The sequence below is a fragment of the Bartonella propinqua genome (assembly GCF_047263965.1).
In the GTDB taxonomy this organism is placed as follows: Bacteria; Pseudomonadota; Alphaproteobacteria; order Rhizobiales; family Rhizobiaceae; genus Bartonella.
Window position 1 is genome coordinate 112,711 of the sequence record NZ_JBLEBK010000005.1, and the last position, 26,106, is coordinate 138,816.

Here is a 26,106-nt window from a genome sequence, read left to right on the forward strand (position 1 = left end):
TTTGTTATCTTAGAATTAATCAAATGAATTGCATCTTTTGCTGAGCTAAAATTTTCTTTTTTCAATGAAGTCTTTGCATAAAAAAAACTCCTATATCCTTATAAAACATATTCTTATTAATTTTATGCTTGAAAACTGATAGTCAATTTTAACATCAAAATTTCTATCTACTCTCAAAGACAGAAATTCATAAAACTACTAAAATTTTTAAATATTCTCACTTTAATCACAATTTCTCTTCCCCTGCCCCCTTTATCTATACACGCTGTATATAACTTCTTATTTCTCTGTTAATGAAATCACCAAAATTTTGAATTAAATTTACCTATAGGATTATGTTATCCTGTATCTAAATTGTGCTTTTCCAAAAAGCTTAATTTATCAAAATTTTCTTTAATTTTATTCTTAAAAATAAATCTTAAACCATTTAATATGCTAATATTTTAATCAAAAACTAATTCTACTTTAAATATTCATCATAAATATTTTTGACGTTAACACTTTTAAAGTGACTAACAAGGATGGATACTTTATAGAATAATTTTTAAAAACGCGTGATAATTTTGAATAAGTAAAAATACCGCTAAGTGGTACAGTGTCCTGCCATTTCTGCAAGCTGTTTCATAATAGTTGCTACTCCGCTCAGTCTTTTATCCACTGTTACCCAATCACGGATAAAGACAATACTCTGGTCTGGTCGAATTTTTGCCATCGAACCTTGTTTCCCAACCCACTGAATAAGAGCAATGCTATTTTCAAAATAATTATTACGAAACTGTATAACGACACCTTTTGGTCCAGCATCCAACTTTTCCACATGCGCTTTTCGACACAATGTTTTGATATAAAAAACTTTAAGAAGGTATTGAACTTCAAGCGGCAAAGGACCAAAACGATCGATTAATTCAGCTCCAAATTCATCTATTTGCTCTAAATCATTCAGTTCTGTCAAACGACGATAAAGCCCCATACGTAAAGATAAGTCAGGCACAAAGCTTTCTGGTACCATTGCCGTTGTACCAAGTGAAATTTGAGGTGACCATTGTTGATCCTCATTTTGCTCGCCATCTTTTAATTCAGCAACAGCTTCTTCAAGCATTTTTTGATAGAGTTCAAATCCAACTTCTTTAATATGTCCTGATTGTTCTTCACCTAAAAAATTTCCTGAACCGCGAATATCCATGTCATGGCTTGCCAATTGAAAACCAGCTCCTAGTGTATCAAGAGATTGTAACACTTTAAGACGACGATCCGCAGCAGGAGTTAAAATTTTACCAGAAGGAAACGTAAAAAATGCATAAGCACGTTGCTTTGAACGCCCTACTCTCCCACGTAACTGATAGAGGGCAGAAAGACCAAACATCTCAGCACGATGTACAATTAATGTATTAGCAGTTGGGATATCAAGGCCTGATTCAATAATGGTGGTCGATAATAATACATCATATTGCCCATCATAAAACGCATTCATAATATCATCAAGTTGTCCAGCGGGCATTTGCCCATGAGCTACGATAAATTTAAGTTCCGGAACATGTGTTTTGAGATATTCTTCCACAAAAGCAAGATCAGAAATACGAGGGCAAACATAAAAACTTTGTCCACCGCGATAATATTCTCGAAGCAGAGTCTCTCGTATAACAAGCGCGTCAAAAGGTGAAATAAAAGTACGTACCGCTATTCTATCAATAGGTGGCGTTGTTATCAATGAAAGTTCACGTACCCCTGATAATGCTAACCCTAAAGTTCGTGGTATAGGTGTTGCTGAAAGTGTAAGAACATGAATATCACTTTTAAGTTTTTTCAAACGCTCTTTGTGTTTTACTCCAAAATGCTGCTCTTCATCAATGATAAGAAGCCCTAACCGTGAAAAATTGATTGCATCGCTTAATAATGCATGCGTTCCAATGACAATATCAATCGTACCATCTGAAATACCCTTTTTAATTTGTGCAAGTTCTTTAGCTTTCACAAGCCTCGAAGCATGACCAATTTTCACAGGGAGTCCCTGAAAACGCGAAATAAAAGTTTTATAATGTTGTCGTGAAAGCAACGTTGTTGGAACAACAACAGCAACCTGATATCCATTTAATGCTGCAACAAAAGCACTTCGAATGGCAACTTCTGTTTTTCCAAAACCAACATCGCCGCATATTAAGCGATCCATCGGTTTTCCTGATGCCAAATCGTCTAAAACGGCATCAATTGCATCCATTTGGTCTTCTGTCTCTTCGTAGGGAAAGCACGCAACAAATTCATCAAATGGTCCAATTGGCGGAACCAAAGAAGGTGCAGAACGTGTAGCACGCTCTGCAGCTACATGAATTAACTGTCCGGCTATTTCCAATAAATGTTTTTTAAGTCGTGTTTTACGTGCTTGCCAAGCGACACCACCTAACTTGTCTAACACTACATCTGTTCCCTCTGACCCATAACGTGAGAGAAGCTCGATATTTTCGATAGGTAAAAAGAGTAAATCGCCTCCAGCATACTTAATTTCAAGACAATCTCGTAAAATTCCAGTTGTCATAATGGTTTTAAGACCAACAAATCGTCCAATACCATGATCGATATGCACAACAATATCGCCAGCATTTAAAGCGGCAATTTCAGAAATAAAATTTGTATTGTGTTTACGTCGTTTTGGTGATCTTATTAATCGATCACCGAGGATATCTTGTTCTGCTATAATAACAAAATCCTCAGCCTCAAAACCGTGCTCAATCATCAAGACAGCTGCACAGATACGATCACGTGGTGTTGCTTTGACAGTTTGCAATGATTTTGCAACGTTTATTTTTTTTAACCCATGCTCATCAAGAACCTGTATCAAACGATTAAGGGATCCTTCACTCCAACCCGCTAAAAGCACTTTTTTACCAGCAGCACGCAATGCAGCAATATGGTCAACAACGCTCGAAAAAACATTTTTTTCTTGCGCATTACGTTCTTTCGCAAAATCATATCCCTGTTTAACATTCGTGTGAACAACAGTTTTTTCAAAAGTTTGTGGGATATGAAAAGGTGTGAAATCAATACGCTGCCCAGATTTTTGTACATGCTCTAAAATATGCTCTGGTGTTAAATAAAGAAGATCAGCTTGTATTGGATGATAAGAAGTAGGACTTTCTTTATCATTTTCACGCTCTTTGCGAGCATTATAATAATCTTGAATAAGACGATAGCGCTCTATAAGCACTTCTTCTATGAGATGCTCAAAAACTATAGGCCAATTACCACAATGATCAAAAAAAGTATCAAGATTTTCATAAAAAAACGGGAGCCAGTGCTCCATACCAGCAAAACGTCGCCCTTGAGAAATTGCCTCATACAACATGTTATTTTTTTGTGATACACCAAATGTATGGGTATAATTACTTTTAAATCGCTGAATACACTCAGGCGTAAGAACAACCTCACTCATTGATTGTAACAAAAATTCAGTTTTCGTGCCTGTTGTTCTTTGTGTTTCTGGATCAAATACGCGGATGCTTTCTAGGGTATCTCCAAAAAAATCAAGACGCAAAGGGGCGATATCCATAGGAGAAAAAATATCAATAATTCCTCCTCTCACAGCAAATTCACCAACATCACGAACAGTAGCAACGCGCTCAAAACCATTGGATTTTAAAGAATGAATTAAACGCTCCATATTAGTACTCTGACCAATATGTGCGGAAATAATCTGAGATTCAATCATTTCCCGAGGAAGCAATTTTTGCATAATTGCATTTGCAGTCGTTAATATAATCGCAGTGCGTGGGTTTTTACGCAAATTTGATATATGCGTCAAAGCAGATAGCCGATGTGCCATAACAGCACCCCCAGGCGACACACGATCATAAGGCAAACAATCCCACGCAGGAAATTGAATAATAGGAAAATTTGGCTCAATAAAATTTAAAACTTGCTGTAAATGAGCAATTTTTGTTCCATCGCGAATCACATAAATAAGTGGTTTTCCTTGTACAATTTCTGAACTTAATTTAGCAAGTACAAAGGCTTCAAACCCATCAGTAACCCCATCAAATTGCATATGATCAGAAATTTTAGGAATAGTAATTTTTTTGAATATGGACATTGAGATCAATTTTAATTTATGCAAATATAGTAATTTACGATATCATGAAAAAGTGAACCATCAATTTCAGATGGTGGTGAAGTTTCTCCAATAATCCATGTTAGCAAATCGCGATCATTAAAGGACATGATATACTCAAGTTCAGAAACAGTTTCATCATTCATACCAGCGATATGAGCATCCACATACTGCCCTAAAATAAGATCCATTTCACGAATACCTCTATGCCATGCACGAAAAACCAATCGACGACGGCGTGCGTCCAATTGGTTTTCGTCAACGACAAAAACTGTCATAAAAGTCTCCTTAATAGATGAAAAATGATATCAATATAATAAATTTAATTTATAAAATGGATTGTGTACCTTATTTTTAAGGAAGTTCAATAATCTTTTTTTCTTTAAGCGTAATTCGGCGATGCATTTGCTTAGCCAAACCGTAATTATGCGTTGCAATAAGAGCAGAAAGACCAGATTGACGAACAAGAACAGATAAAGCTTGAAATACATAAGCTGAAGTTACAGGATCAAGATTTCCTGTAGGTTCATCGGCTAAAAGAACCGAAGGACCATTTGCTACTGCACGCGCAATAGCAACACGCTGTTGTTCTCCCCCCGATAATTCTGATGGACGATGTTTCGCGCGATGAGAAACACGCAGATATGTTAACAATTTTAGTGCACGATCTTCTGCTACAGTTTTTTTTAATCCTGCTATCATTTGTGGTATCATAACATTTTCTAAAGCTGTAAACTCTGGAAGCAAATGATGAAATTGATAAACAAAACCAATATCATTTCGCCTGAGAGATGTTCGCTCACTGTCAGAGCGTTTTGTACAAGAAATACCTCGTAATATCACATCACCAGCTTTTGGTTTTTCTAATAATCCAGCAATATGAAGAAGTGTTGATTTTCCAGCACCAGAAGGTGCAATAAGAGCAACAAGCTCTCCGCGATTAAGGGTAAGATTAGCTTTGTCTAAAATAATTAAAGGTTTATCATTTTCAAAAAAATGTTGCTCGATCTCAACAAGCTCTAAAACAGCCGTCATTATTCATACCTCAAAGCTTGTACAGGATCCAACCTAGCAGCTTGCCATGCTGGAATGAGTGCTGCGAGAAATGATAAAAATAACGCCATTACAGCAACCATAACTGTCTGTCCCCACTCAATTTGTGCAGGCAATTTTGCTAAAAAATAAAGCTGAGGATTAAATACATCGACATTAAACAGCCAAGATACAAAATTTTGAATATGATTAATATTAGCAATAGTGATAATACCTAAAATCAAGCCCAATATTGTTCCAATAAATCCAATCATCATACCAGTCGCAATAAATATACGCATAATAGCACTTTGACGTGCACCCATTGTGCGTAAAATTGCAATATCATGGCTTTTATCTTTGACAAGCATAACAAGTCCTGAAATGATATTCAGGGCAGCAACGAGAATAATAAGAGAAAGAATAAAAAACATAACATTTCGTTCAATCTGTAAGGCTGAAAAAAAAGCCTGATTGCGTGTACGCCAATCAATTAAATAGACTTGTTGATTAATAACTTTCTCTGCTTGTGGTTTTATTTGATCAATAGCATCAGGATCATTTAGAAATAACTCTAAAAACTGCACCTGATCTCCTAAATTAAAAAATACCTGTGCTTCATGAAGAGGCATAAAAACAAATATTGAATCATATTCAGACATACCAACTTCAAAAATAGCTGTCACTTTGTAAGCTTTAACACGTGGCATAACTCCAAAAGGCGTCTCATCACCATCTGGTGTAATGATACGAAGATTACTTCCAACGGTAAGTCCCAATTTTGCTGCTAAATTACTGCCAATTGCGACACCATCCTCTTCATCAAACTGAGCAAGCGTACCTGATTTAATATTTTCAGATACTGTTTTAAGCTTTTCTAAATCTTGTTTTCGCATACTACGAACTAAAACACCAGATCCTCCTTCAAGTTCACCCTGTACAAGCGCTTGACCTTCAACAACAGGCAAAACAAACTTTATACCATTGACAGATTCTAAAGAAGAAATAAGAGTATTATAATCGGGAAAACCAGAATTAATTGTTTGAACAACAAGATGGCCATTCATGCCAAGAATACGATTGAGAAGCTCTATACGAAAACCATTCATCACCGCCATCACAACAACTAAAGCAAACACCCCTAACATAATTCCAATTAAAGAAATAATTGAAATAACAGATGCAACTATATGCTTTTTATTGGGAATCATATAACGAAAAGCTATCATCCATTCATAAGATAAAAACCATTTGCTCCTCAGCATATACATAACATTGCCTATAAAATTACAGAAAGCTGGTTGAGTGTATCTTGAACCGTTAGAGATTTTTTAATACCTGTTTTTCGATCTTTAATTTCAACTTCATTTTGTGCAACACTCTTAGGTCCAACAATGATTTGTGTTGGCAAGCCAATCAAGTCCATCGTTGCAAACTTCGATCCAGGACGTTCATTTCTGTCATCTAATAATGGGTCAAAACCAGCATGTATTAATCCCTGATAAAGAGTTTCACACATGTGAGTACATTTTTCATCATCAGGCTTCATATTGATAATACTACAATCGAATGGTGCAATTGACTTTGGCCAAATAATACCATTTTCATCATGAGATGCTTCAATAACTGCAGCAACAAGACGTGAAGGTCCAATGCCATAAGATCCCATAGAGACTAAATGTTCTTTTCCATCTTGCCCCATAACTTTTGCTTTCATTGGAGCAGAATATTTAGTTCCAAAATGGAAAATATGCCCTACTTCAATTCCACGTGCCGACAAGCGATGATGAACGGAAACTTTATCCCATTCTTCTTTGTTATGCATTTCCTCTGTTGCAGCGTAAAAAGATGTCCACTGTTTTACAATATCAGCTAAAATATCCTTGTTAGTAAAATCAACTGAAACATGTGGAACTGTGAGTTCAAGGAACTGCTTATCGCAAAATATAGCGCTTTCACCCGTTTCAGCCAAAATAATAAATTCATGACTGAGTTCGCCACCTATAGGACCTGTATCAGCACGCATAGGAATTGCTTTTAAGCCAATACGAGAAAAAGTGCGTAAATAAGCAACAAACATACGATTATAAGATGTTTTAGCACTCTCATGATCAAAATCGAAAGAATAAGCATCTTTCATTAAAAATTCTCTCGAACGCATCACACCAAAACGTGGACGGATTTCATCACGAAATTTCCATTGAATATGATATAGATTGAGGGGCAAGTCTTTATAAGAACGCACATATGAGCGAAAAATATCTGTTATCATCTCTTCATTGGTTGGACCATAAAGTAAGTCACGCTCTTGACGATCTTTAATGCGTAACATTTCCAAACCATAATCATCATAACGACCACTTTCACGCCAAAGATCAGCAGGTTGAATCGTTGGCATTAATATTTCTATTGCACCAGCTCGTTCTTGCTCTTCACGAATAATTTTACAAACTTTATCAAGTACTTTTTTTCCTAACGGAAGCCAAGAATAGATCCCTGATGTTTGTTGACGAATCATGCTTGCACGCAACATGAGTCGATGGGAAACAATTTCTGCTTCCTTAGGATTTTCTTTTAAAATAGGAAGAAAATATTGAGAAAGACGCATTAAATTAATTCACTCCTAATCAAGCACATCATATCGGAATAGTTTAAATATATCACAAGCTAAACTATAATTTCATTTTGAATTTTTGCAAATATAATGATCATGTTATTAAAGAATTTATGTATTATATTTTCTAAATTTTTTACTTTTTAGTCATAAAATGGTCTGATATTTTCCTTTTTCTTTAAATTAATAAAAAATAAAGATTTTTATTTTGATCGGTGTAAAAAAACTGTACAAATGGGCTTTTTTCGCCAAATTTCATTAACAGCTGCTCTCACAGCGCGGCGTATTGCTTCTCGAATAAGTTCATTATTTTTTCGCTTAACGCGTGGAATATTATGAATAGTGTTTTCTACAACATCTAAAAGAATATCTTTCAAAATTTCTCTTTTTTCATTGCTTTCAGGCAAACCAGATGTAATAAGACCGATATCATCAAAAAGATCATGTTTACTATTCATTTGAAGTGACACAACAACATGACCAGCATAACTTAATTTGCGACGTTCACGAATTCCTAACTCATCTTCATCACCAATAAGGCAACCATCTTTATAGATACGACCAACAGGAACTTGATCAATAACTTCTACTGGCTCTGGCGCAAGGCGCAGCACACTTCCATTTCTAATATCAGCAACAACTTTAATACCTACTTGACGTGCTAAAGTCGCTTGAGCGGTAAGGTGCATTGCCTCACCATGTACAGGAACCAGTATCTTTGGCTTTGTCCAATTATACATCTGTAAAAGCTCTGAAGGATAAGGATGACCTGAAACATGAACAAGAGCATCTTCATTTGTAATAATTTTAACTCCCAAATCTATAAAGCGATTTTGTATCTCAATAATAGATTTTTCATTTCCTGGAATACTTCGTGACGAATAAATAACGGTATCACCAGCAGAAAGCGCAATATTTCTCATTTCATTTCGCGAAAGTTTAGCTAAAGCAGCACGTGGCTCCCCTTGACTCCCCGTCACGACTAAAACAATATTTTTTCGTGGAATATAACCATAATCATCTTCCGTAACGAACGGTGCTAAACCATCCATATAACCAAGCTCTTGTGCAACCATAATACTCCGCTTAAGAGAACGCCCAACAATAAGAACTTGACGTCCAGCAGATTCCGCTGCAAGAGCAATAGAACGTATCCGACCAACATTAGATGCAAAAGTTGCAATAGCAACACGTCCTTCAGCTTGCGAAATAATTTTAGAGAGAGTTTCTTCAACTTGCTGTTCAGATGATGGTATACTATCTCGACATGCATTTGTGGAATCACATAGCAATGCTAAAATACCTTTGTTACCTAAGGCACGAAATCGTTTTTCATCCGTTACTACTCCAAGTGAAGGCGTATGGTCAATTTTCCAATCGCCAGTATGAATCACAGTGCCTAAAGATGTTGTAAGTGCCAAAGATACAGATTCAGGAATCGAATGATTGACAGCAATAGCTTCGACGGTAAAAGAACCAACCTGAAAGCAATCACCAGCTTGAAAAATATTTAATGAAATTTTGCAATCTCTAAAATCTGATTGCTTTTTACTCTCCAATAGTCCTGCTGTAAAAGGGGTACAGTAAAGTGGAACTTTTAGTTTTGGCAATAAATCAAGGACAGCACCATAATGATCTTCGTGAGCATGTGTTAAAATAAGACCGCGTACATTGTGCTTCTCACTTTCCAAAAAGCGAATATCTGGTAAAATAAGATCTGCTCCTAGTAATTCAGGACCAGCAAAATTAACACCCATATCAACAAGCAGCCATTCACGAAAATTTTGAGAACCAAATCCATAAGCAGCCAGGTTCATCCCTATTTCACCTACTCCTCCTAAAGGTAAAAAAACAAACTCATTCTCGTTGGCTGCAACCATCAACATCTCCTCAATCACTAAGATAATCTTGTGATGAAATAAAGTTCCATAAATTAATAACGACCTGCATTAGCAGAGGCAACCAAACCAAAATGAACATCTCCAGCTGTTATAATTGCTTTTTCACCATTTTTTTGTTTTATGATGCAATTGAAATCACCATCAAGACCATCAAAAATACCTTCAATGATTTTTTTATCGTTAACTATTTTGATATGCTGCCCGAGGTGAGCACAGTATGAAAGCCATTTTTCGCGGATTATATCACATCCTCTTGACTCTTTCCAAAGAAGGTAATTTTTAGAAAAACACTCTGTCAAAGCCGTAAATAACTGTTCTGCATCAATATCTAAACCAATATTGTGTAAACTTGAAGTGGGATAAGGTGCGTCTTCATAATTACATTTTATATTCATTCCAATACCAACAACCAATGCATATTGTTGTGATGTCAATTGAGAAATCTCAAGTAAAACGCCAGAGCTTTTAGCTCCTCTTAGTAAAATATCATTTGGCCATTTTAAGCTAATAATGTTATTTGCTTGTTCTTCATCTTTTATAAATTGTTTTACGGCTTCTACCATACTTAATCCTGCCACAAAACCAAGCTGAGCAGCAGTTTGATGAAGGATATCATCAATTAACAAAAGACTAGAATAAAGGTTCCCTTTTGGACTATGCCACGATCTACCTCTTCTCGCTCTTCCTTGTAATTGCTCCCGTGCAACAATCCAAAGATAACCACGATGACCCGCATGTGCCTTACGCTGTGCAATAAGATTTGTTGAATCAACATTTTCATATGACTCAACAGTGTATCCTTGTTTTTGTGCAAAATCTGATAAGGTATAAACCATATTCATTAAACCCCACAAAATGTAAATTACATTCCTTAAAACAATGCAGCTGCTGCTTTTTCTGCCAACTCAGCAAACCAAATTCCAAAAAATGTGTAAAATAAAATAAATAACGCAGACAGACTAAGGCAAAATTGAAGCTCGCTCGATAAAATAGCGAAATGCGCTTTTGCATTATCGAACCACATAATTTTTATAATGCGTAAATAGTAAAAAGCTCCAATAACAGACGCTACCATACCAACGACAGCAAATGGAACAAGACCAGCATGAACAGCGGCAGAAAATGTATACCACTTCCCAAAAAAACCAGCCATAGGTGGTATGCTTGCTAAAGAAAAAAGTTGTATAGTCATCACAACAGCCATAAATGGATTCGTTTTCACTAACCCTGAAAGATCATAAATATTTTCAACATTTTCATCATTAGACCGCATCCCGAGAATAAAAGCAAATGAACCAAGTGTCATGCTAAGATAAATAGTCATGTAAAGAATAACGCTTTTTACCCCGATTATATCTCCAGCAGCTAAACCAACAAGCGCATAGCCCATATGACTGATTGATGAATAAGCCATGAGACGCTTAATATTATTCTGACCAATTGCCGCAAACGCACCAAGAATCATTGATGCAATTGCCATAAATACCAAAATTTGCTGCCATGCAGGCATAGAACCATCAGAACTCCCCAATGGAATAAAAGTCATAACAACAATACGAATCATCAAGGCCATTGCCGCAATTTTAGGAGCACCAGCAAAAAATGCTGTAATAGGTGTCGGCGCTCCTTCGTAAACATCAGGTGTCCACATATGAAACGGAACTGCAGAAATTTTGAAAGCTAAACCAGCTAAAATAAAGACAATCCCAAAAATAACGCCCAAATTTAAACTATCACCTTTTAAAGCAGCAGCAATTTCGCGAAAACCAATTTGACCAGTAAAACCATAAAGCAAAGAAATACCATAAAGTAGTAATCCTGAAGATAAAGCTCCTAAAACAAAGTACTTAATACCCGCTTCAGAAGACTTAACATTATCACGATTAATCGCTGCTAAAACATATAAAGCTAAGGACTGCAGTTCTAATCCCATGTAAAGCGACAGCATATTGCCCGCTGAAATCATGAGCATCATGCCAAGAGTTGCTAAAAGAACTAACACTGGAAATTCAAATATATCAAATTTTTGAGCACAGGTAAAACCAACTGACATAATAAGAGCAAAGAGCGCACCAATAAGCGTTAAAATTTTCATATAGCGACTAAAAGCATCTATAATAAGTGCATTAGTTTGAAATAAACCACTTTTGGGAAAAACAATAATAATAACAATAGTCGCAACAAGAAGAGCAATTGCTAAACCAGTCACGGTTAAATATGAACGTGCACTGGAATAAACACCAATCAAAAGTAATGCGACTCCCCCCAATGCTATTAAAATTTCTGGAAAAATTAACACTAATTGAGCTATCATTTCAGTTTGCATGAGCATTCTTCTTTTTTCTAGTGCAGTTTATTGATAAGAGTTTGTACAGAAAACGCCATCGTTTTGAGAATAGGCGTTGGGTAAACACCAAAAAATATTGTAAGAACAACCATCGGATAAAGGATAATTTTTTCTCTTGAAGAAAGATCGGTGAGTACTTTTAAACTCTCTTTATCCAAAGAACCAAAAATCATACGCCGATAAAGATAGAGTGCATAAGCCGCTGATAAAATAACGCCAGTTGTAGCAAAAACTGCAACAAATGTATTAACTTGAAAAACACCTATTAAAGTTAAAAATTCACCCAAAAAGCCTGAACTTCCTGGTAAACCGATATTTGCCATAGTGAAAATTAAGAAAACAACAGCATATTTAGGCATATTGTTTACTAAACCGCCAAAAGCTGAAATTTCACGTGTATGCAAACGATCATAAATAACACCCACACAAAGAAACAACGCAGCTGACACAATTCCATGCGACAACATTTGATAAATGGCGCCTTGGATTCCTTGTTCATTGGCAGCAAAAATCCCCATCGTCACGTATCCCATATGAGCGATTGATGAATAAGCGATAAGTTTTTTTATATCATTTTGAACAAGTGCAACCAACGATGTATAAATAATAGCGATAAGTGACAATGTGAAAACTAAAGAAGCAAAATTAGCTGAGGCAATAGGAAACATTGGTAAAGAAAAACGAAGAAAACCATAACCACCTAATTTAAGTAATACACCAGCTAAAATAACAGAGCCTGCTGTTGGTGCTTCTACGTGAGCATCAGGCAACCATGTATGGACTGGCCACATTGGCATTTTAACTGCAAAAGAAGCAAAAAACGCAAGCCACAACCATAATTGCATATGTATAGGAAACTGGTAAGTCAGCAAAGTTGGAATATCAAGCGTTCCAGATTCCCAATACATAGCCATAATGGCAACCAACATAAGCACTGAACCAAGCAAAGTATATAGAAAAAATTTCATACTTGCATAAACACGGCGTGCTCCACCCCAAACACCGATAATAATAAACATCGGAATAAGGCTGCCTTCAAAAAAGACATAAAACAGTATTGCATCAAGAGCGCAAAAAACTCCAATAATCGCAACTTCAAGAAGAAGAAAAGCAATCATATAAAATTTTAATCTCTCTTGAATAGTTTCCCAACTCGCTAAAATACAAAAAGGCAAAAGAAAAGCTGAGAGAACTACAAAAAGAATAGAAATGCCATCAACGCCCATATGATAGCAAATACCACTGCCTAACCAGTTAATTTTCTCAACCATTTGGAAACTAGGATCTGTATTATCAAAACCTGCCCAAATCACTAAAGAAATAACGAAAACAAATACACTCGTAAAAAATGCTACGTTGCGTATATTACGTTTCGCTGCTTCACTGTCATCTTTGATTAACAAAATCAAAATTACGCCAACAAGCGGTAAAAATGTAACCGTAGAAAGAATAGGCCAATCTGTCATCAGTTTAAGCTCCCGACCATCATCCATGTGATCAGCGCCGCAACGCCGATAAGCATTGCAAATGCATAGTGATAAAGATAGCCCGTCTGCATTCGAACAACTTTATTTGTAATGTCAACAACACGCGCGGCAATACCATTTGGCCCCAAACCGTCAATAAGCTTAACGTCACCTATCTTCCAAAAAAAGTAACCTATTTTGAGAGCAGGACGCACAAATATAGCGTTGTATAGTTCATCAAAATACCATTTATGGTAAAAAAAACGATATGTTGCAGGCATTAATTTAGCAATTTTTTTCGGAATGGAAGGAACAGAAACATAAAATACATAAGCCAATACAAATCCTAAAATCATTGCTGTGAATGGTGACCACTTAACCCAATTTGGAACATTATGCGCTTCGTGAAGAATATGATTATGAACTCCTGTAAATAACGCCCCCTTCCAAAACAAATCATAGCAACTGCCGAAAAAGTAAGGCTGAAAAACCGCACCAGCGAACAATGCTCCAACAGACAAAACAAACAGCGGAATCAACATAATTGGAGCAGATTCATGCACATGATGCATAACGTCAACAGTTGCACGCGGCTTACCATAAAATGTCATAAACACAAGTCGCCATGAATAAAAACTTGTTAACAAAGCAGCAAAAACAAGAAGCCCAAAAGCATACCCTGAAGCAATATTATGTGATACAAAAGCAGACTCTATAATCGCATCCTTAGAAAAAAATCCAGCTGTGCCAAAAAATGTTCCTGGAACTCCAACACCTGTCAATGCGATGGTTCCTATTACCATCATCCAATAAGTTACTTTGATATGCTTACGCAATCCCCCCATTTTCCGCATATCCTGCTCATCAGATACTGCATGAATTACAGATCCTGCACCAAGAAACAATAAAGCTTTAAAAAAAGCATGGGTAAAGAGATGAAAAACAGCTGCTCCATAAGCTCCAACACCTAATGCAACAAACATATAACCAAGTTGCGAACACGTAGAATAAGCAATAACACGCTTAATATCATTTTGTACCAATCCCACAGTAGCTGCAAAAAATGCAGTTGTTGCTCCAATAATAACAATCACTGTCAAAGCAATTGAAGAAAGTTCAAAAATTGGAGACATACGTGCAACCATAAAGACACCTGCTGTTACCATTGTTGCGGCATGAATGAGTGCTGATACAGGCGTTGGCCCCTCCATTGCATCAGGAAGCCATGTATGCAAAAAAAACTGTGCTGATTTTCCCATAGCACCAATGAACAATAATAGGCACGTAACAGTAATTGCTGCCTGCCCATCAAGTTGCCAACCTAAAAATGTCATGTTTTGTACGAAACTATTGTCTGCAGCTTTTTCAAAAATAGAAGAAAAATTAATAGATTGGAATAAAACAAAAATGCTGAAAATCCCCAAAAGAAAACCAAAATCTCCAACACGATTAACCACAAAAGCCTTCATTGCAGCTTTGTTTGCAGAAGCTCTTTGAAACCAAAAACCAATCAATAAATAAGAAGCTAGACCAACACCTTCCCATCCAAAAAACATTTGGATCAAATTATTAGCTGTCACCAGCATAAGCATCATAAATGTAAATAAAGAAAGATAAGCAAAAAAACGAGACCTTGAAGGATCATGATTCATATAACCAATTGAATAAATATGAACTAATGCTGAAACACTATTTACAACAACAAGCATAACAGCCGTCAATGTATCAATATGTAATGCCCAATTAAAATTTAAAACGCCAACACTAACCCAACGCAATACAGATATATCAACAGCTGAAGCATGACCAACAGCAATATTTAAAAAAGCCACCCATGATAACGCCGCAACAATCACCATAAAGCCACATGTTACTAATTCACTCGCGCGAGCTCCTATAGTTTTTCCACCTATAGCAGCAATTAAAAAGCCCAAAAGCGGAAGAAAGACGATCGCATAATACATTAATAATCAGCCTTTCATTACATTAACATCTTCAACCGCAATAGAACCACGATTACGGAAAAAAACCACAAGAATTGCTAAACCAATTGCGGCTTCAGCAGCTGCGACTGTTAAGATAAATAAAGCAAATACCTGACCAACAAGATCATGAAGAAATGCTGAAAATGCAATAAAATTGAGATTAACTGAAAGCAATATAAGCTCAATTGACATAAGAATAATAATTACATTCTTTCTATTTAAAAAAATTCCAGCAATACCGATTGTAAACATCAGAGCAGAAACAGTGAGATAATGAGTAATATCAATATACATAGCCCCCCCTTAAATGCCTTTTCCTGATTCAACCTGTTTAATTTCAATTGCATTTTCCACTGTCCTAGAAACTTGTACTGCAATAGACTGCCGCTTTACACCTGATTTATGACGAAGTGTTAAAACGATAGCACCAATCATCGCAATCAACAAAATTATCCCAGCAATTTGAAAGTAAAAAACATAATCCGTATAAAGAATATCGCCTAATGCCTGTGTATTTGTCCGTTGCTCTAAATTTGGCATTGGTTGCGTAATATGTGTTTCAAGCATTGGAGGAAAACGACTACTCAAAAAAACAACAATAAGTTCTACCGCAACAATAACTCCAACGAAAACTCCAATAGGAGCATACCGAAGTGCACCACTTTTAAACTCAGCAAAATCAACATCAAGCATCATAACCACAAATAAAAATAAAACTGCTACAGCACCAACATAAACAACAAGCAGAAGGAGCCCTAAAAATTCTGCTCCCGCAAGCAAAAACAAAGCTGCAGCATTAAAAAATGATAATATCAAAAATAAAACTGAATGCACTGGATTTCGTGCAGTAATAACAATAACTGCACTCACGAGCATAATAAAAGCAAACAAATAGAAAAATGCCGCCGCTAGACCTGTTAGCATAGGCTTCTCCTTACCTAACCAAACAATTGGTATGATAATTCATACCAGATGAAAATTTATCGGAAGAATTATCCGACTACTCATTTCATGATACACTCAACGATAAGGTGCATCCATCAATATATTTCGAGCAATTTCTCGCTCCCAACGATCTCCATTCATTAAAAGCTTTTCCTTATCGTAATAAAGTTCTTCACGCGTCTCTGTTGCAAACTCAAAATTAGGACCTTCAACAATAGCTTCAACTGGACAAGCTTCTTGACAAAAACCGCAATAAATACACTTAACCATATCTATATCATAACGAACAGTTCTACGTGTACCGTCATTGCGCCGCGGTCCCGCTTCAATTGTTATCGCTTGAGCAGGACAAATTGCTTCACACAATTTACAAGCAATACACCGTTCTTCACCATTTGGATAACGACGTAGAGCATGTTCACCACGAAACCGCTGAGAAACAAAACCCTTCTCATAAGGATAATTAATCGTAGGTTTTGGTGAAAAAAATTGACGCATTGCTAAGAAAAAAGCACTCACAAACTCTAATAGAAGGAGTGACTTTGCCGCCTGAATAAGACCTGACACAGTAAAATCTCCTCTTAAGCAAAACCAGTATATTTTAAAAAAGCAGCAGTTATTACAACCATTGCCAATGAAAGAGGAAGAAATACCTTCCAACCAAGTCGCATTAACTGATCATAGCGATAACGTGGGACAAACGCTTTAACCATAGCAAACCAAAAAAATACAAAACAAACTTTTAAAATGAACCAAACAATACTAGGAATCCAATTAAGCCACCAAACATCCAATGGAGGCAACCAACCACCTAAAAATAAAATGGTTGTTAATGCACACATTAAAACAATAGCAACATATTCACCGAGAAAAAAAAGCATGTACGGAGTTGAAGAATACTCAACCATATGACCAGCAACGAGTTCAGATTCTGCTTCCACTAAATCAAAGGGCGGACGATTTGTCTCCGCAAGTGCAGAAATAAAAAATATAATAAACATTGGAAAAAGGACTAGCCAATTCCAATCAAGAAAACTACTAAAAGGAAGACCAAGAGCTGTACCAAGACCATTATTTTGTTTATGAACAATTGCTGTGAGATCCAATGAACCACTTATCAAAATAACAGTTACAAGCACAAACCCAATTGAAACCTCATAAGAAACCATCTGCGCAGCTGAACGAAGAGCGCCTAAAAAAGGATATTTTGAATTTGATGCCCACCCCCCCATAATGACACCATAAACTTCAAGAGATGAAATAGCTAAAATATAAAGCAAACCAACATTAATATGTGCAACTGCCCAACCATCATTAACTGGGATAACAGCCCAAGTTGACAACGCAAGTGTAGCAGAAACAAAAGGCGCTAAAAGAAAAACACCCTTATTAGCTCCAGCTGGAATAATAGGCTCTTTCACAACAAATTTAATTAAATCTGCAAAGGATTGCAACAATCCCCATGGACCAACAACATTTGGACCACGTCGCAATTGTACAGCAGCCCAAATTTTTCTATCTGCATAAAGAAGGTAAGCAACTAAGATCAGAAGAACAACTAAAAGGAGAAGTGTTTTTCCAACTATAATGAGTAATGGCAATAACCAAGTCATAAAGAAATCATACATAACTATTCCTTTTTCCTTTACGCCTTTACTTTACATGGTTTGCGTAGCGCGACTCTTTGCGAGAGATGAACATTCAGCCATAACTGCAGAAGCACGTGCTATCGGATTTGTCAAATAAAAGTCTTTAATTATAGAAGTAAATTTTTGCGTTTCCAGAACAACTGTTTGAGAACCAAGTGCTTTAAGATCGTCTATACTGGAAGGCATTATATCATCAATAGCACAAAGATGTGGGTAATCATTAAATAAACTCTGCCTTAACTGAGCAAGCGAATCAAACGGAAGTTTTCGTTCCAAAACATCAGATAAAGCACGTAAAATTGCCCAATCTTCCTTTGCTTCACCTGGAGCAAAACCAGCTCGGTTTGTCATTTGAACACGCCCTTCAGTATTCACATAAAGCCCTGATTTTTCAGTATAAGCTGATGCTGGTAAAATAACATCAGCAGCATGTGCACCATTATCACCATGACTACCAATATAAATTGTAAAAGCTTGTTTATTGGCTAATTCTACTTCATCGGCACCAAGTAAGAATAAAACTTCACAAGTTTTAATGATATTTTTTATCCCAAGCTTGGAAGTAAAACCAATATCCAATCCTCCGACAGTTGATGCAGCATTGTGAAGAACGCCAAACCCATTCCACTCCTCACTAAGAGATCCAACACTGTCAGCTAATTTTGCAAGATTTTTTAAAACAGATAAACCTTTTTCACCTGAAATAGCCCCCTCTCCGATAAGAATAAGTGGTCTCTCAGATTCTTTTAACACATTAAAAAATGCATCCTCTTTACAAATGAGAGCATTTAATGCATCGCTACCTATTCCAAGATGAGAATATGGGTAACATAAATCAACTTGTTCTCCAATTAATGCAATAGGAAATCGCCCTCTCCGCTGGCGCTTTAAAATACGTGCATTTAAAACAGCAGCTTCATAACGTGGATTAGATCCCACGATAAGTAACGCATCAGCTTTTTCAATACCTGCAATCGTTGGATTAAAAATATAACTTGAACGCCCAAACTCAGGAGATAAAGCTACTCCTTTTTGACGACAGTCAAATGCTTTTGAACCCAATGAAATCAGTAATGCTTTAAGTGCATACATCTCCTCAACAGACGCAAGATCCCCCGCAATCGCTCCAATTTTTTCTGGTAAAGCTTTAGAAATTACCATTTTTATTTTTGCAAAAGCTTCTGTCCAACTGACAGGTTGAAGCTTTCCATCTTTACGTACATACGGCTTATCAAGTCGCTGAGTGCGTAATCCATCCCAAATAAAACGCGTTTTATCAGAAATCCACTCTTCATTTACCTCTTCATTCGTACGCGGCATAATTCGCATAACTTCACGACCACGACTATCAATACGAATAGCACTGCCCACGGCATCCATCACATCAATCGATTCTGTTTTAACTAATTCCCATGGACGCGCATGAAATGCATAAGGTTTCGAAGTTAAAGCTCCTACTGGACAAAGATCAATAACATTTCCTTGCAACTCAGATGTTATTGCTTTTTCAAGATACGTCGTAATTTCAGCGTCTTCACCGCGACCTATCAAACCAAGTTCAGAAATACCTGCAACTTCTGTTGTAAAACGAACACAGCGTGTACAATGAATACACCGTGTCATAACAGTTTTCACAAGTGGTCCAATATATTTATCTTCTACAGCACGCTTATTTTCTGTATAACGCGAACAATCACGTCCGTAAAGCATTGCTTGATCTTGAAGATCACACTCTCCTCCTTGATCACACACAGGACAATCTAAGGGATGATTGATGAGAAGAAACTCCATAACACCTTCACGGGCTTTTTTAACCATCGCTGTGTTAGTGAAAATTTCAGGGACTTCACCATTAGGTCCTGATCGTAAATCGCGAACTCCCATAGCACAAGAAGCTTGAGGTTTTGGAGGACCTCCCTTAACCTCAACCAAACACATACGGCAATTTCCAGCAATTGATAAAGATTCATGAAAACAAAAACGCGGCACTTCAGCCCCCGCAGCTTCAGCAGCCTGAAGCAACGTATAATAATCAGGAACTTCAATCTCTTTACCATCAACTTTGATATTTATCATTACTCATCCAGCCTGCGGATAACCCATTTCAACTTATATTTCATTGCTCTTAAAACAAATACTCTATCCTACCGCCTCCAAAGCAATATTTTTACTTTGAACTATATTGCGCGTATAATCATCAATTCTGCGCTCAATTTCTGGACGAAAATTACGTATCAACCCTTGTATAGGCCATGCTGCAGCATCACCAAGTGCACAAATAGTATGCCCTTCAACCTGCTTAGAAACTTCAAACAAAAGATCGATTTCACGTTTTTGCGCTTTTCCCTCAACCATACGTCCTAAAAGACGCATCATCCAACCAGTACCTTCACGACACGGCGTACACTGACCACAGCTTTCATGCTTAAAAAAAGCTGCTATACGCCAAATTGCCTTAATGATATCGGTCGATTTGTCCATAACAATCATACCCCCCGTACCAAAAGAAGATCCAACATCTCGCATCCCATCAAAATCCATAATTGCATCAACCATATCTTCACCACGAACAACTGGGCAAGAGGCTCCCCCTGGAATAACCGCTAAAAGATTATCCCATCCACCACGAATTCCCCCTGTATGTTTTTCAATTAATTCACGAAAAGATACACCAAGAGCTTCTTCAAACGTACAAGGCGCATTTACATGCCCAGAAACCATAAATAGCTTTGTTCCAACATTATTTGCACGTCCAATCGATGAAAACCACGAAGCACCCCGACGTAAAATCGTTGGAACAACTGCAATGGATTCTACATTATTTACTGTTGTCGGACAGCCATACACTCCCATATTTGCAGGAAATGGCGGCTTAAGTCGAGGCTGTCCTTTTTTTCCTTCAAGACTTTCAAGAAGAGCCGTTTCTTCACCACAGATATAAGCACCAGCACCATGGTGAATAATAATATCACAAGCATGTCCATATTTTGTTTTTTTGCCAAGTAAACCCGCATCATAACACTCATCAACCGCAGCTTGAAGTGCCTCACGTTCACGAATATACTCACCACGAATATAAATAAAAGCAACATGAGCTCCCATAGCAAAAGTAGCAATCACACACCCTTCAATTAAAGTATGGGGATCATGCCGCAAAATATCGCGATCTTTACATGTTCCTGGCTCCGATTCATCTGCATTCACAACTAAGTAATGTGGTCGACCATCACTTTGTTTTGGCATAAAAGACCACTTCATTCCAGTAGGAAAACCAGCGCCACCACGACCGCGCAAACCTGATGCTTTTACCTCATCAATAATCCAATCACGACCTTTTTCGATAATTGCTTTCGTATCACTCCAATGCCCACGCAACATTGCAGCTTTTAATGATTTATCCTTTAAACCATAAATATTGGTGAAAATGCGATCCTTATCAGCCAGCATGCCCCCTCTTTTTTCTCTTGCCCGTAACATTTTTAGCATTTCCTCAAAAGCAACTTTTAAACATTTTTTCTAGACTTTTTACTCTTAATTAAAGATTCCCTAATAAAATAGATAAAATAATAAATCCCTTCTTAAGAAAAATATTCATTTTGCTCTTGCTTCATTCCTTTTCTTTAAAGCCTTAAGTAACTTCTTTTTTTTCCTCATCATCAATGAGAGAAGTTAAACCGCTAATCGGTTCTGATGATCGACGACCATTTTGCGGACCAACTGCTACCTTAGAACCCTTCCCCGCCTCAAATGCATCAATAATTTCTTCAAGGCGTTCAGCTGTAAGATCTTCATAAGTGTCTTTAAAAATCATGACCATTGGAGCATTCACACAAGCACCGAGACACTCTACCTCTTCCCATGATAACGTCCCATCCTTATTAGTAACAAAAGGCTCATGATGAATTTTTTTCTGACAAACTTTAATCAATTCACCAGAGCCACGCAACATACAAGGAGTTGTACCACAAACTTGAATATGCGCCTTTGTTCCAACTGGCTGAAGCTGAAACTGAGTATAAAAAGTTGCGATTTCCAAAACACGAATGCAAGCCATAGAAAGAAGCTGGGCAATATGCTCAATTGCAGCACGCGTTACCCAACCATCTTGCTCTTGAGCACGCATTAATAACGGAATTACAGCAGATTGCTCACGTCCTACAGGATATTTTTTTATGGTATTTTGCACCCATACCTGATTTTCTTTTGTAAAAAAAAACTCTCTAGGCTGGTAAACATCATCTGCTAGACGGCGCACAGACATTAGCGATCAACCTCCCCAAAAACAATATCAATCGAGCCCAAAATAGCTGTAGCGTCTGCCAACATATGGCCTCGGGTTAAAAAATCCATGGCTTGAAGATGAGCAAAGCCAGGAGCACGTAACTTAACACGATAAGGCTTATTGGTTCCATCAGAAATAAGATAAACACCAAATTCACCCTTCGGAGCCTCTACAGCAACATATACCTCACCAGGAGGCGTATGAAAACCCTCCGTATAAAGTTTAAAATGATGAATAAGCGCCTCCATCGAACTTTTCATTTCGCTACGCTTTGGTGGAACAACTTTGCGATCTAAACTCGAAACCACCCCATCTTTTTCAGTACTAAGCAAGCGATCTACGCATTGGCGCATAATTTTTGCTGACTGACGCATTTCCTCCATACGAATAAGATAACGATCATAACAATCACTATTCTTACCGACAGGAATATCAAACTCTATTTCATCATAACATTCATAGGGCTGACTTTTACGCAAATCCCACGCTACGCCAGCTCCGCGAATCATTACTCCTGAGAAACCACGCGCCCAAGCTTCATCAATACTCACCACACCAATATCTACATTACGCTGCTTAAAAATTCGATTTGGCGTCACAAGTGCATCAAGCTTGCCAAGCGCATCGAGAAATGGATCAATAAAATTACCGATATCCTCAATTAAAGATTCAGGTAAATCTTGATGTACCCCACCAGGACGAAAATAATTTGCATGAAGACGCGCACCGCATGCACGCTCATAAAAAATCATCAATTTTTCACGTTGCTCAAATCCCCAAAGCGGAGGCGTCAAAGCACCAACATCCATCGCCTGCGTTGTTACATTAAGCAAATGATTAAGAATACGTCCAATTTCAGAAAATAAAACACGTATTAACTGACCTCGTTTGGGGACCTCAATACCCAATAATTTTTCAATAGCAAGCACAAAAGCATGCTCCTGATTCATAGGAGCAACATAATCCAAACGATCTAAATAAGGACCTGCCTGAAGATAAGTTTTTGTTTCCATTAATTTTTCTGTACCACGATGCAACAACCCAATATGTGGATCTACACGCTCAACAACTTCACCATCTAATTCTAGAACCATGCGCAAAACCCCGTGGGCTGCAGGATGCTGCGGACCAAAATTGATATTAAAGTTTCGGACATTGACCTCTGCCACAATTAACCTCTTGCTTTTTTAACAGACCTTATATCAAGCTCTAATAAAACTTTACCATACTGAAAATACTAAATTATTAAGAATCTTATTACTTTAATTCCGTGTATTATTAGCTCCAACATCACTTTTTTTCATCACATGATAAAATATCTTGAGTACCTTCCCAAGGAGAAAGAAAATCGAAGTTGCGCATTTCTTGTCGTAAAACAACAGGTTCATAAATTACCCTTTTTACTTCGTTATCATAACGACACTCAACAAACCCCGTCACAGGAAAATCTTTACGTAGAGGGTACCCTTCAAACCCATAATCGGTTAGTATCCGCCTTAAATCAGGATGACCTGAGAATAAAATTCCATACATATCATATGCCTCACGCTCATACCATTCTGCTCCAGGGTAAATCGAGCAAGCAGAAGCAACAGGAGTCTTTTCATCAGTACACACCTTAACACGCAACCGTAAATTATGGCGAGGAGATAATAGCTGATAAGAAACATCAAAACGTTTATCACGAGAAGGATAATCAACACCACTAATGTCTGTAATATTAATAAATTGACAGCACGCATCGTCACGAACGAACATTAAGACATCCGTAATTGCATCAAGGCGCGATACAACAGTTAACTCACCAAACGCCAAAATAGTTTTTTCAAGCTTATCCCCTAACCGGTCTTTCAAATAAGTAGCAAGTTCGACCAATGATTCACTCATCATAATAAAGTTCCTTACTGTTACCGTTCTATGGAGCCAGTACGACGAATCTTTTTCTGTAACAACAATATACCATACAGCAATGCTTCCGCGGTAGGCGGACATCCTGGAACGTAAATATCCACAGGGACAATACGATCACACCCACGTACAACAGAATAAGAATAATGATAATATCCACCACCGTTTGCACATGACCCCATAGAAATCACATAACGCGGCTCAGGCATCTGATCATAAACTTTTCTTAAAGCAGGTGCCATTTTATTTGTTAAAGTACCAGCTACCACCATAACATCTGATTGACGTGGTGAAGCACGCGGCGCATATCCAAAACGTTCATTATCATAGTGCGGCATTGAACACTGCATCATTTCGACCGCACAACAGGCCAAACCAAAACTCATCCACATCAATGAGCCTGTCCGCGCCCAAGTGATCAAAGCATCCGCCGAAGTAATTAAGAAACCTTTGTCCGATAATTCAGCATTAATATCACGGAAAAATTTATCGTTAGAACCTATCAAATCACCCGTATTTGGATCAATAATCCCTTTTGGTTTTGGGGCAGCAACCGTTGAATTTCTAGATATCAATCCCATTCAAGAGCTCCTTTTTTCCATTCATATATAAACCCGATAGTCAAAAGCGCTAAGAATATAATCATTGACCAAAAACCGAACATACCTATCGAACTAAACGAAACTGCCCAAGGAAAAAGAAAAGCAACTTCAAGATCAAAAATAATAAACAAAATCGAAACTAAATAAAACCGAATATCAAACTTCATGCGAGCATCATCAAACGAATTAAATCCACATTCATAAGCGGATAATTTTTCAGAGTCAGGGGAACGATAAGCCACAATATAAGGCATAATTAATAGAGCTCCAGCAATAACCGCCGAAACAATAATAAAGATTAATACCGGTAAATAGGAGCTTAATAAATGTGTCATAATCCTCTTCCGCTTTAATAAGATGCTCGAATCAACATAATCACCCAATAATTTTTTAGACTTAATAAACGAATTAGAGTAATTGTTTTGTTAATTCCGCTCGTACAGCTTCAAGGGCATGCCGCGCGATATTTTCTATCAGCATAGGTACCGCAGAGCAAGAAAAGACGCAAGCCCCTATTAATATAAACCATATGAAAAAAGAAGGAGAATCTAAATCTGAGATAGAGTTTTATAAAAAATCAACACTACCAGCCACTAGCAATTTTACAAATACAATGTAAATGACACAGAAAATTTTAAAATGAATGGCGCGAGTGACGGGACTCGAACCCGCGACCTCCGGCGTGACAGGCCAGCACTCTAACCAACTGAGCTACACCCGCGCACTCTATTTAAACCAATTGATTAATTGGTGTAATCGATCGTGTAAGGGGTTCATTCATTTCTGTCAAGTTAGATTACGCATTTTTTTAAAAAAAATCAAATAAACAAGAAAAAAACATTTTTTCTTTTAAAAAGATCGATAAAGGATGTCTTTATCCTTGCGTTTTTAAAAAAAATTTCCTAAATAGTGCCTACTTAACTGCATCTTATTGCATCGGGCGATTAGCTCAGCTGGTAGAGCGCCTCGTTTACACCGAGGATGTCGGGAGTTCGAGTCTCTCATCGCCCACCATTTATTTCATCACGTAAGACTTATCAATTTTTTCCACCTTTAAGGTAGATAGTTCTGCAAAACACAAGAGAACAAGATGCTCTGAACTTTTTTTACAAAGTATTTTGAAGTTATTTCTAAAATGAATCTACAATAAAAAAATGTTTTTTTTCATACTCTTCATATGCAAAAATAATGAAGTTGAAACTATTAAGATATAAAGGATAATTTTATCTTTCATAATTTTGTTTTTATTGAAGTAAATAAGCAATAATTACTTCGT

The 26,106-nt window shown here is 37.1% G+C and carries 21 protein-coding genes and 2 tRNA genes; 1 reads left to right on the forward strand and 22 read right to left on the reverse strand.

What is annotated here, in order from left to right; all coding sequences use genetic code 11:
* Positions 1 to 583: 583 nt before the first annotated feature.
* The 22 genes from mfd to ACMFKV_RS05300 form a co-directional block, all read right to left on the reverse strand.
* A complete protein-coding gene (mfd, locus tag ACMFKV_RS05195; RefSeq protein WP_413154670.1) occupies positions 584 to 4,081 on the reverse strand; it encodes a transcription-repair coupling factor in 3,498 nt (1,165 codons plus the stop codon).
* Positions 4,082 to 4,092: 11 nt separating this feature from the next.
* Entirely contained in the window at positions 4,093 to 4,377 is a 285-nt protein-coding gene (locus tag ACMFKV_RS05200; protein ID WP_336288505.1) for an FAD assembly factor SdhE, read from the reverse strand.
* Positions 4,378 to 4,453: 76 nt separating this feature from the next.
* A complete protein-coding gene (locus tag ACMFKV_RS05205) occupies positions 4,454 to 5,134 on the reverse strand; it encodes an ABC transporter ATP-binding protein (RefSeq protein WP_332060881.1) in 681 nt (226 codons plus the stop codon).
* On the reverse strand, positions 5,134 to 6,402 hold the full coding sequence (locus ACMFKV_RS05210; protein ID WP_413154671.1) for a lipoprotein-releasing ABC transporter permease subunit: 1,269 nt from the start codon (positions 6,400 to 6,402) through the stop codon (positions 5,134 to 5,136). Before ACMFKV_RS05210 ends, ACMFKV_RS05205 begins: the two co-directional genes overlap by 1 nt.
* A gap of 8 nt (positions 6,403 to 6,410) precedes the next feature.
* Positions 6,411 to 7,739, reverse strand: coding sequence for a proline--tRNA ligase (gene proS, locus ACMFKV_RS05215; protein ID WP_413154672.1), 1,329 nt, complete (start codon positions 7,737 to 7,739; stop codon positions 6,411 to 6,413).
* 209 nt (positions 7,740 to 7,948) lie between these two features.
* On the reverse strand, positions 7,949 to 9,625 hold the full coding sequence (locus tag ACMFKV_RS05220; RefSeq protein ID WP_413154674.1) for a ribonuclease J: 1,677 nt from the start codon (positions 9,623 to 9,625) through the stop codon (positions 7,949 to 7,951).
* A gap of 53 nt (positions 9,626 to 9,678) precedes the next feature.
* The gene (locus ACMFKV_RS05225; protein WP_413154675.1) at positions 9,679 to 10,488 is read right to left on the reverse strand and encodes a biotin--[acetyl-CoA-carboxylase] ligase; all 810 of its coding nucleotides are present in this window, start codon (positions 10,486 to 10,488) and stop codon (positions 9,679 to 9,681) included.
* A gap of 29 nt (positions 10,489 to 10,517) precedes the next feature.
* Positions 10,518 to 11,972, reverse strand: a complete 1,455-nt coding sequence (nuoN, locus tag ACMFKV_RS05230) for an NADH-quinone oxidoreductase subunit NuoN (protein ID WP_413154676.1) — start codon at positions 11,970 to 11,972, stop codon at positions 10,518 to 10,520.
* A 17-nt stretch (positions 11,973 to 11,989) separates the two neighbouring features.
* Complete coding sequence (locus ACMFKV_RS05235) at positions 11,990 to 13,459, reverse strand: NADH-quinone oxidoreductase subunit M (RefSeq protein WP_336288499.1); 1,470 nt, start codon at positions 13,457 to 13,459, stop codon at positions 11,990 to 11,992.
* The gene (nuoL, locus tag ACMFKV_RS05240; RefSeq protein WP_413154677.1) at positions 13,459 to 15,423 is read right to left on the reverse strand and encodes an NADH-quinone oxidoreductase subunit L; all 1,965 of its coding nucleotides are present in this window, start codon (positions 15,421 to 15,423) and stop codon (positions 13,459 to 13,461) included. The genes ACMFKV_RS05235 and nuoL overlap by 1 nt, the downstream gene beginning before the upstream one ends.
* A gap of 6 nt (positions 15,424 to 15,429) precedes the next feature.
* Positions 15,430 to 15,738, reverse strand: coding sequence for an NADH-quinone oxidoreductase subunit NuoK (gene nuoK, locus ACMFKV_RS05245; protein WP_332060889.1), 309 nt, complete (start codon positions 15,736 to 15,738; stop codon positions 15,430 to 15,432).
* A gap of 9 nt (positions 15,739 to 15,747) precedes the next feature.
* A complete protein-coding gene (locus ACMFKV_RS05250; protein WP_413154678.1) occupies positions 15,748 to 16,368 on the reverse strand; it encodes an NADH-quinone oxidoreductase subunit J in 621 nt (206 codons plus the stop codon).
* 96 nt (positions 16,369 to 16,464) lie between these two features.
* Positions 16,465 to 16,956 carry an NADH-quinone oxidoreductase subunit NuoI gene (nuoI, locus tag ACMFKV_RS05255; protein ID WP_332060891.1) on the reverse strand — a complete coding sequence of 164 codons (492 nt, stop codon included), beginning with the start codon at positions 16,954 to 16,956 and terminating at the stop codon, positions 16,465 to 16,467.
* Between the two features lie 14 nt (positions 16,957 to 16,970).
* Entirely contained in the window at positions 16,971 to 18,017 is a 1,047-nt protein-coding gene (gene nuoH, locus ACMFKV_RS05260; protein WP_336288496.1) for an NADH-quinone oxidoreductase subunit NuoH, read from the reverse strand.
* Between the two features lie 30 nt (positions 18,018 to 18,047).
* Positions 18,048 to 20,114, reverse strand: a complete 2,067-nt coding sequence (nuoG, locus tag ACMFKV_RS05265; RefSeq protein ID WP_413154679.1) for an NADH-quinone oxidoreductase subunit NuoG — start codon at positions 20,112 to 20,114, stop codon at positions 18,048 to 18,050.
* A 63-nt stretch (positions 20,115 to 20,177) separates the two neighbouring features.
* Entirely contained in the window at positions 20,178 to 21,485 is a 1,308-nt protein-coding gene (gene nuoF, locus ACMFKV_RS05270; protein ID WP_413154680.1) for an NADH-quinone oxidoreductase subunit NuoF, read from the reverse strand.
* Between the two features lie 181 nt (positions 21,486 to 21,666).
* A complete protein-coding gene (gene nuoE / locus ACMFKV_RS05275; RefSeq protein WP_336288493.1) occupies positions 21,667 to 22,299 on the reverse strand; it encodes an NADH-quinone oxidoreductase subunit NuoE in 633 nt (210 codons plus the stop codon).
* Positions 22,299 to 23,489, reverse strand: coding sequence for an NADH-quinone oxidoreductase subunit D (locus ACMFKV_RS05280; RefSeq protein WP_336288492.1), 1,191 nt, complete (start codon positions 23,487 to 23,489; stop codon positions 22,299 to 22,301). Before ACMFKV_RS05280 ends, nuoE begins: the two co-directional genes overlap by 1 nt.
* A 121-nt stretch (positions 23,490 to 23,610) precedes the next feature.
* Positions 23,611 to 24,207 carry an NADH-quinone oxidoreductase subunit C gene (locus ACMFKV_RS05285; RefSeq protein ID WP_413154683.1) on the reverse strand — a complete coding sequence of 199 codons (597 nt, stop codon included), beginning with the start codon at positions 24,205 to 24,207 and terminating at the stop codon, positions 23,611 to 23,613.
* 20 nt (positions 24,208 to 24,227) lie between these two features.
* On the reverse strand, positions 24,228 to 24,809 hold the full coding sequence (locus ACMFKV_RS05290; protein ID WP_336288491.1) for a NuoB/complex I 20 kDa subunit family protein: 582 nt from the start codon (positions 24,807 to 24,809) through the stop codon (positions 24,228 to 24,230).
* Positions 24,800 to 25,165, reverse strand: coding sequence for an NADH-quinone oxidoreductase subunit A (locus ACMFKV_RS05295; RefSeq protein ID WP_336288490.1), 366 nt, complete (start codon positions 25,163 to 25,165; stop codon positions 24,800 to 24,802). The genes ACMFKV_RS05290 and ACMFKV_RS05295 overlap by 10 nt, the downstream gene beginning before the upstream one ends.
* Positions 25,166 to 25,474: 309 nt before the next feature.
* A tRNA-Asp gene (locus ACMFKV_RS05300) sits at positions 25,475 to 25,551 on the reverse strand.
* A gap of 217 nt (positions 25,552 to 25,768) precedes the next feature.
* On the opposite strand from ACMFKV_RS05300, the gene ACMFKV_RS05305 reads away from it, so the two are divergent.
* Positions 25,769 to 25,844: transfer RNA gene (locus ACMFKV_RS05305), tRNA-Val, on the forward strand.
* Positions 25,845 to 26,106: the final 262 nt, after the last annotated feature.

What these genes read in the sequence shown, in the direction of transcription:
- mfd (WP_413154670.1), bottom strand. Translation starts at nt 4,081, where the DNA reads ATGTCCATATTCAAAAAAATTACTATTCCTAAAATTTCTGATCATATG.
- ACMFKV_RS05200 (WP_336288505.1), bottom strand. Translation starts at nt 4,377, where the DNA reads ATGACAGTTTTTGTCGTTGACGAAAACCAATTGGACGCACGCCGTCGT.
- ACMFKV_RS05205 (WP_332060881.1), bottom strand. Translation starts at nt 5,134, where the DNA reads ATGACGGCTGTTTTAGAGCTTGTTGAGATCGAGCAACATTTTTTTGAA.
- ACMFKV_RS05210 (WP_413154671.1), bottom strand. Translation starts at nt 6,402, where the DNA reads ATGTATATGCTGAGGAGCAAATGGTTTTTATCTTATGAATGGATGATA.
- proS (WP_413154672.1), bottom strand. Translation starts at nt 7,739, where the DNA reads ATGCGTCTTTCTCAATATTTTCTTCCTATTTTAAAAGAAAATCCTAAG.
- ACMFKV_RS05220 (WP_413154674.1), bottom strand. Translation starts at nt 9,625, where the DNA reads ATGGTTGCAGCCAACGAGAATGAGTTTGTTTTTTTACCTTTAGGAGGA.
- ACMFKV_RS05225 (WP_413154675.1), bottom strand. Translation starts at nt 10,488, where the DNA reads ATGAATATGGTTTATACCTTATCAGATTTTGCACAAAAACAAGGATAC.
- nuoN (WP_413154676.1), bottom strand. Translation starts at nt 11,972, where the DNA reads ATGCAAACTGAAATGATAGCTCAATTAGTGTTAATTTTTCCAGAAATT.
- ACMFKV_RS05235 (WP_336288499.1), bottom strand. Translation starts at nt 13,459, where the DNA reads ATGACAGATTGGCCTATTCTTTCTACGGTTACATTTTTACCGCTTGTT.
- nuoL (WP_413154677.1), bottom strand. Translation starts at nt 15,423, where the DNA reads ATGTATTATGCGATCGTCTTTCTTCCGCTTTTGGGCTTTTTAATTGCT.
- nuoK (WP_332060889.1), bottom strand. Translation starts at nt 15,738, where the DNA reads ATGTATATTGATATTACTCATTATCTCACTGTTTCTGCTCTGATGTTT.
- ACMFKV_RS05250 (WP_413154678.1), bottom strand. Translation starts at nt 16,368, where the DNA reads ATGCTAACAGGTCTAGCGGCGGCATTTTTCTATTTGTTTGCTTTTATT.
- nuoH (WP_336288496.1), bottom strand. Translation starts at nt 18,017, where the DNA reads ATGTATGATTTCTTTATGACTTGGTTATTGCCATTACTCATTATAGTT.
- nuoG (WP_413154679.1), bottom strand. Translation starts at nt 20,114, where the DNA reads ATGATAAATATCAAAGTTGATGGTAAAGAGATTGAAGTTCCTGATTAT.
- nuoF (WP_413154680.1), bottom strand. Translation starts at nt 21,485, where the DNA reads ATGCTGGCTGATAAGGATCGCATTTTCACCAATATTTATGGTTTAAAG.
- nuoE (WP_336288493.1), bottom strand. Translation starts at nt 22,299, where the DNA reads ATGTCTGTGCGCCGTCTAGCAGATGATGTTTACCAGCCTAGAGAGTTT.
- ACMFKV_RS05285 (WP_413154683.1), bottom strand. Translation starts at nt 24,207, where the DNA reads ATGAGTGAATCATTGGTCGAACTTGCTACTTATTTGAAAGACCGGTTA.
- ACMFKV_RS05290 (WP_336288491.1), bottom strand. Translation starts at nt 24,809, where the DNA reads ATGGGATTGATATCTAGAAATTCAACGGTTGCTGCCCCAAAACCAAAA.
- ACMFKV_RS05295 (WP_336288490.1), bottom strand. Translation starts at nt 25,165, where the DNA reads ATGACACATTTATTAAGCTCCTATTTACCGGTATTAATCTTTATTATT.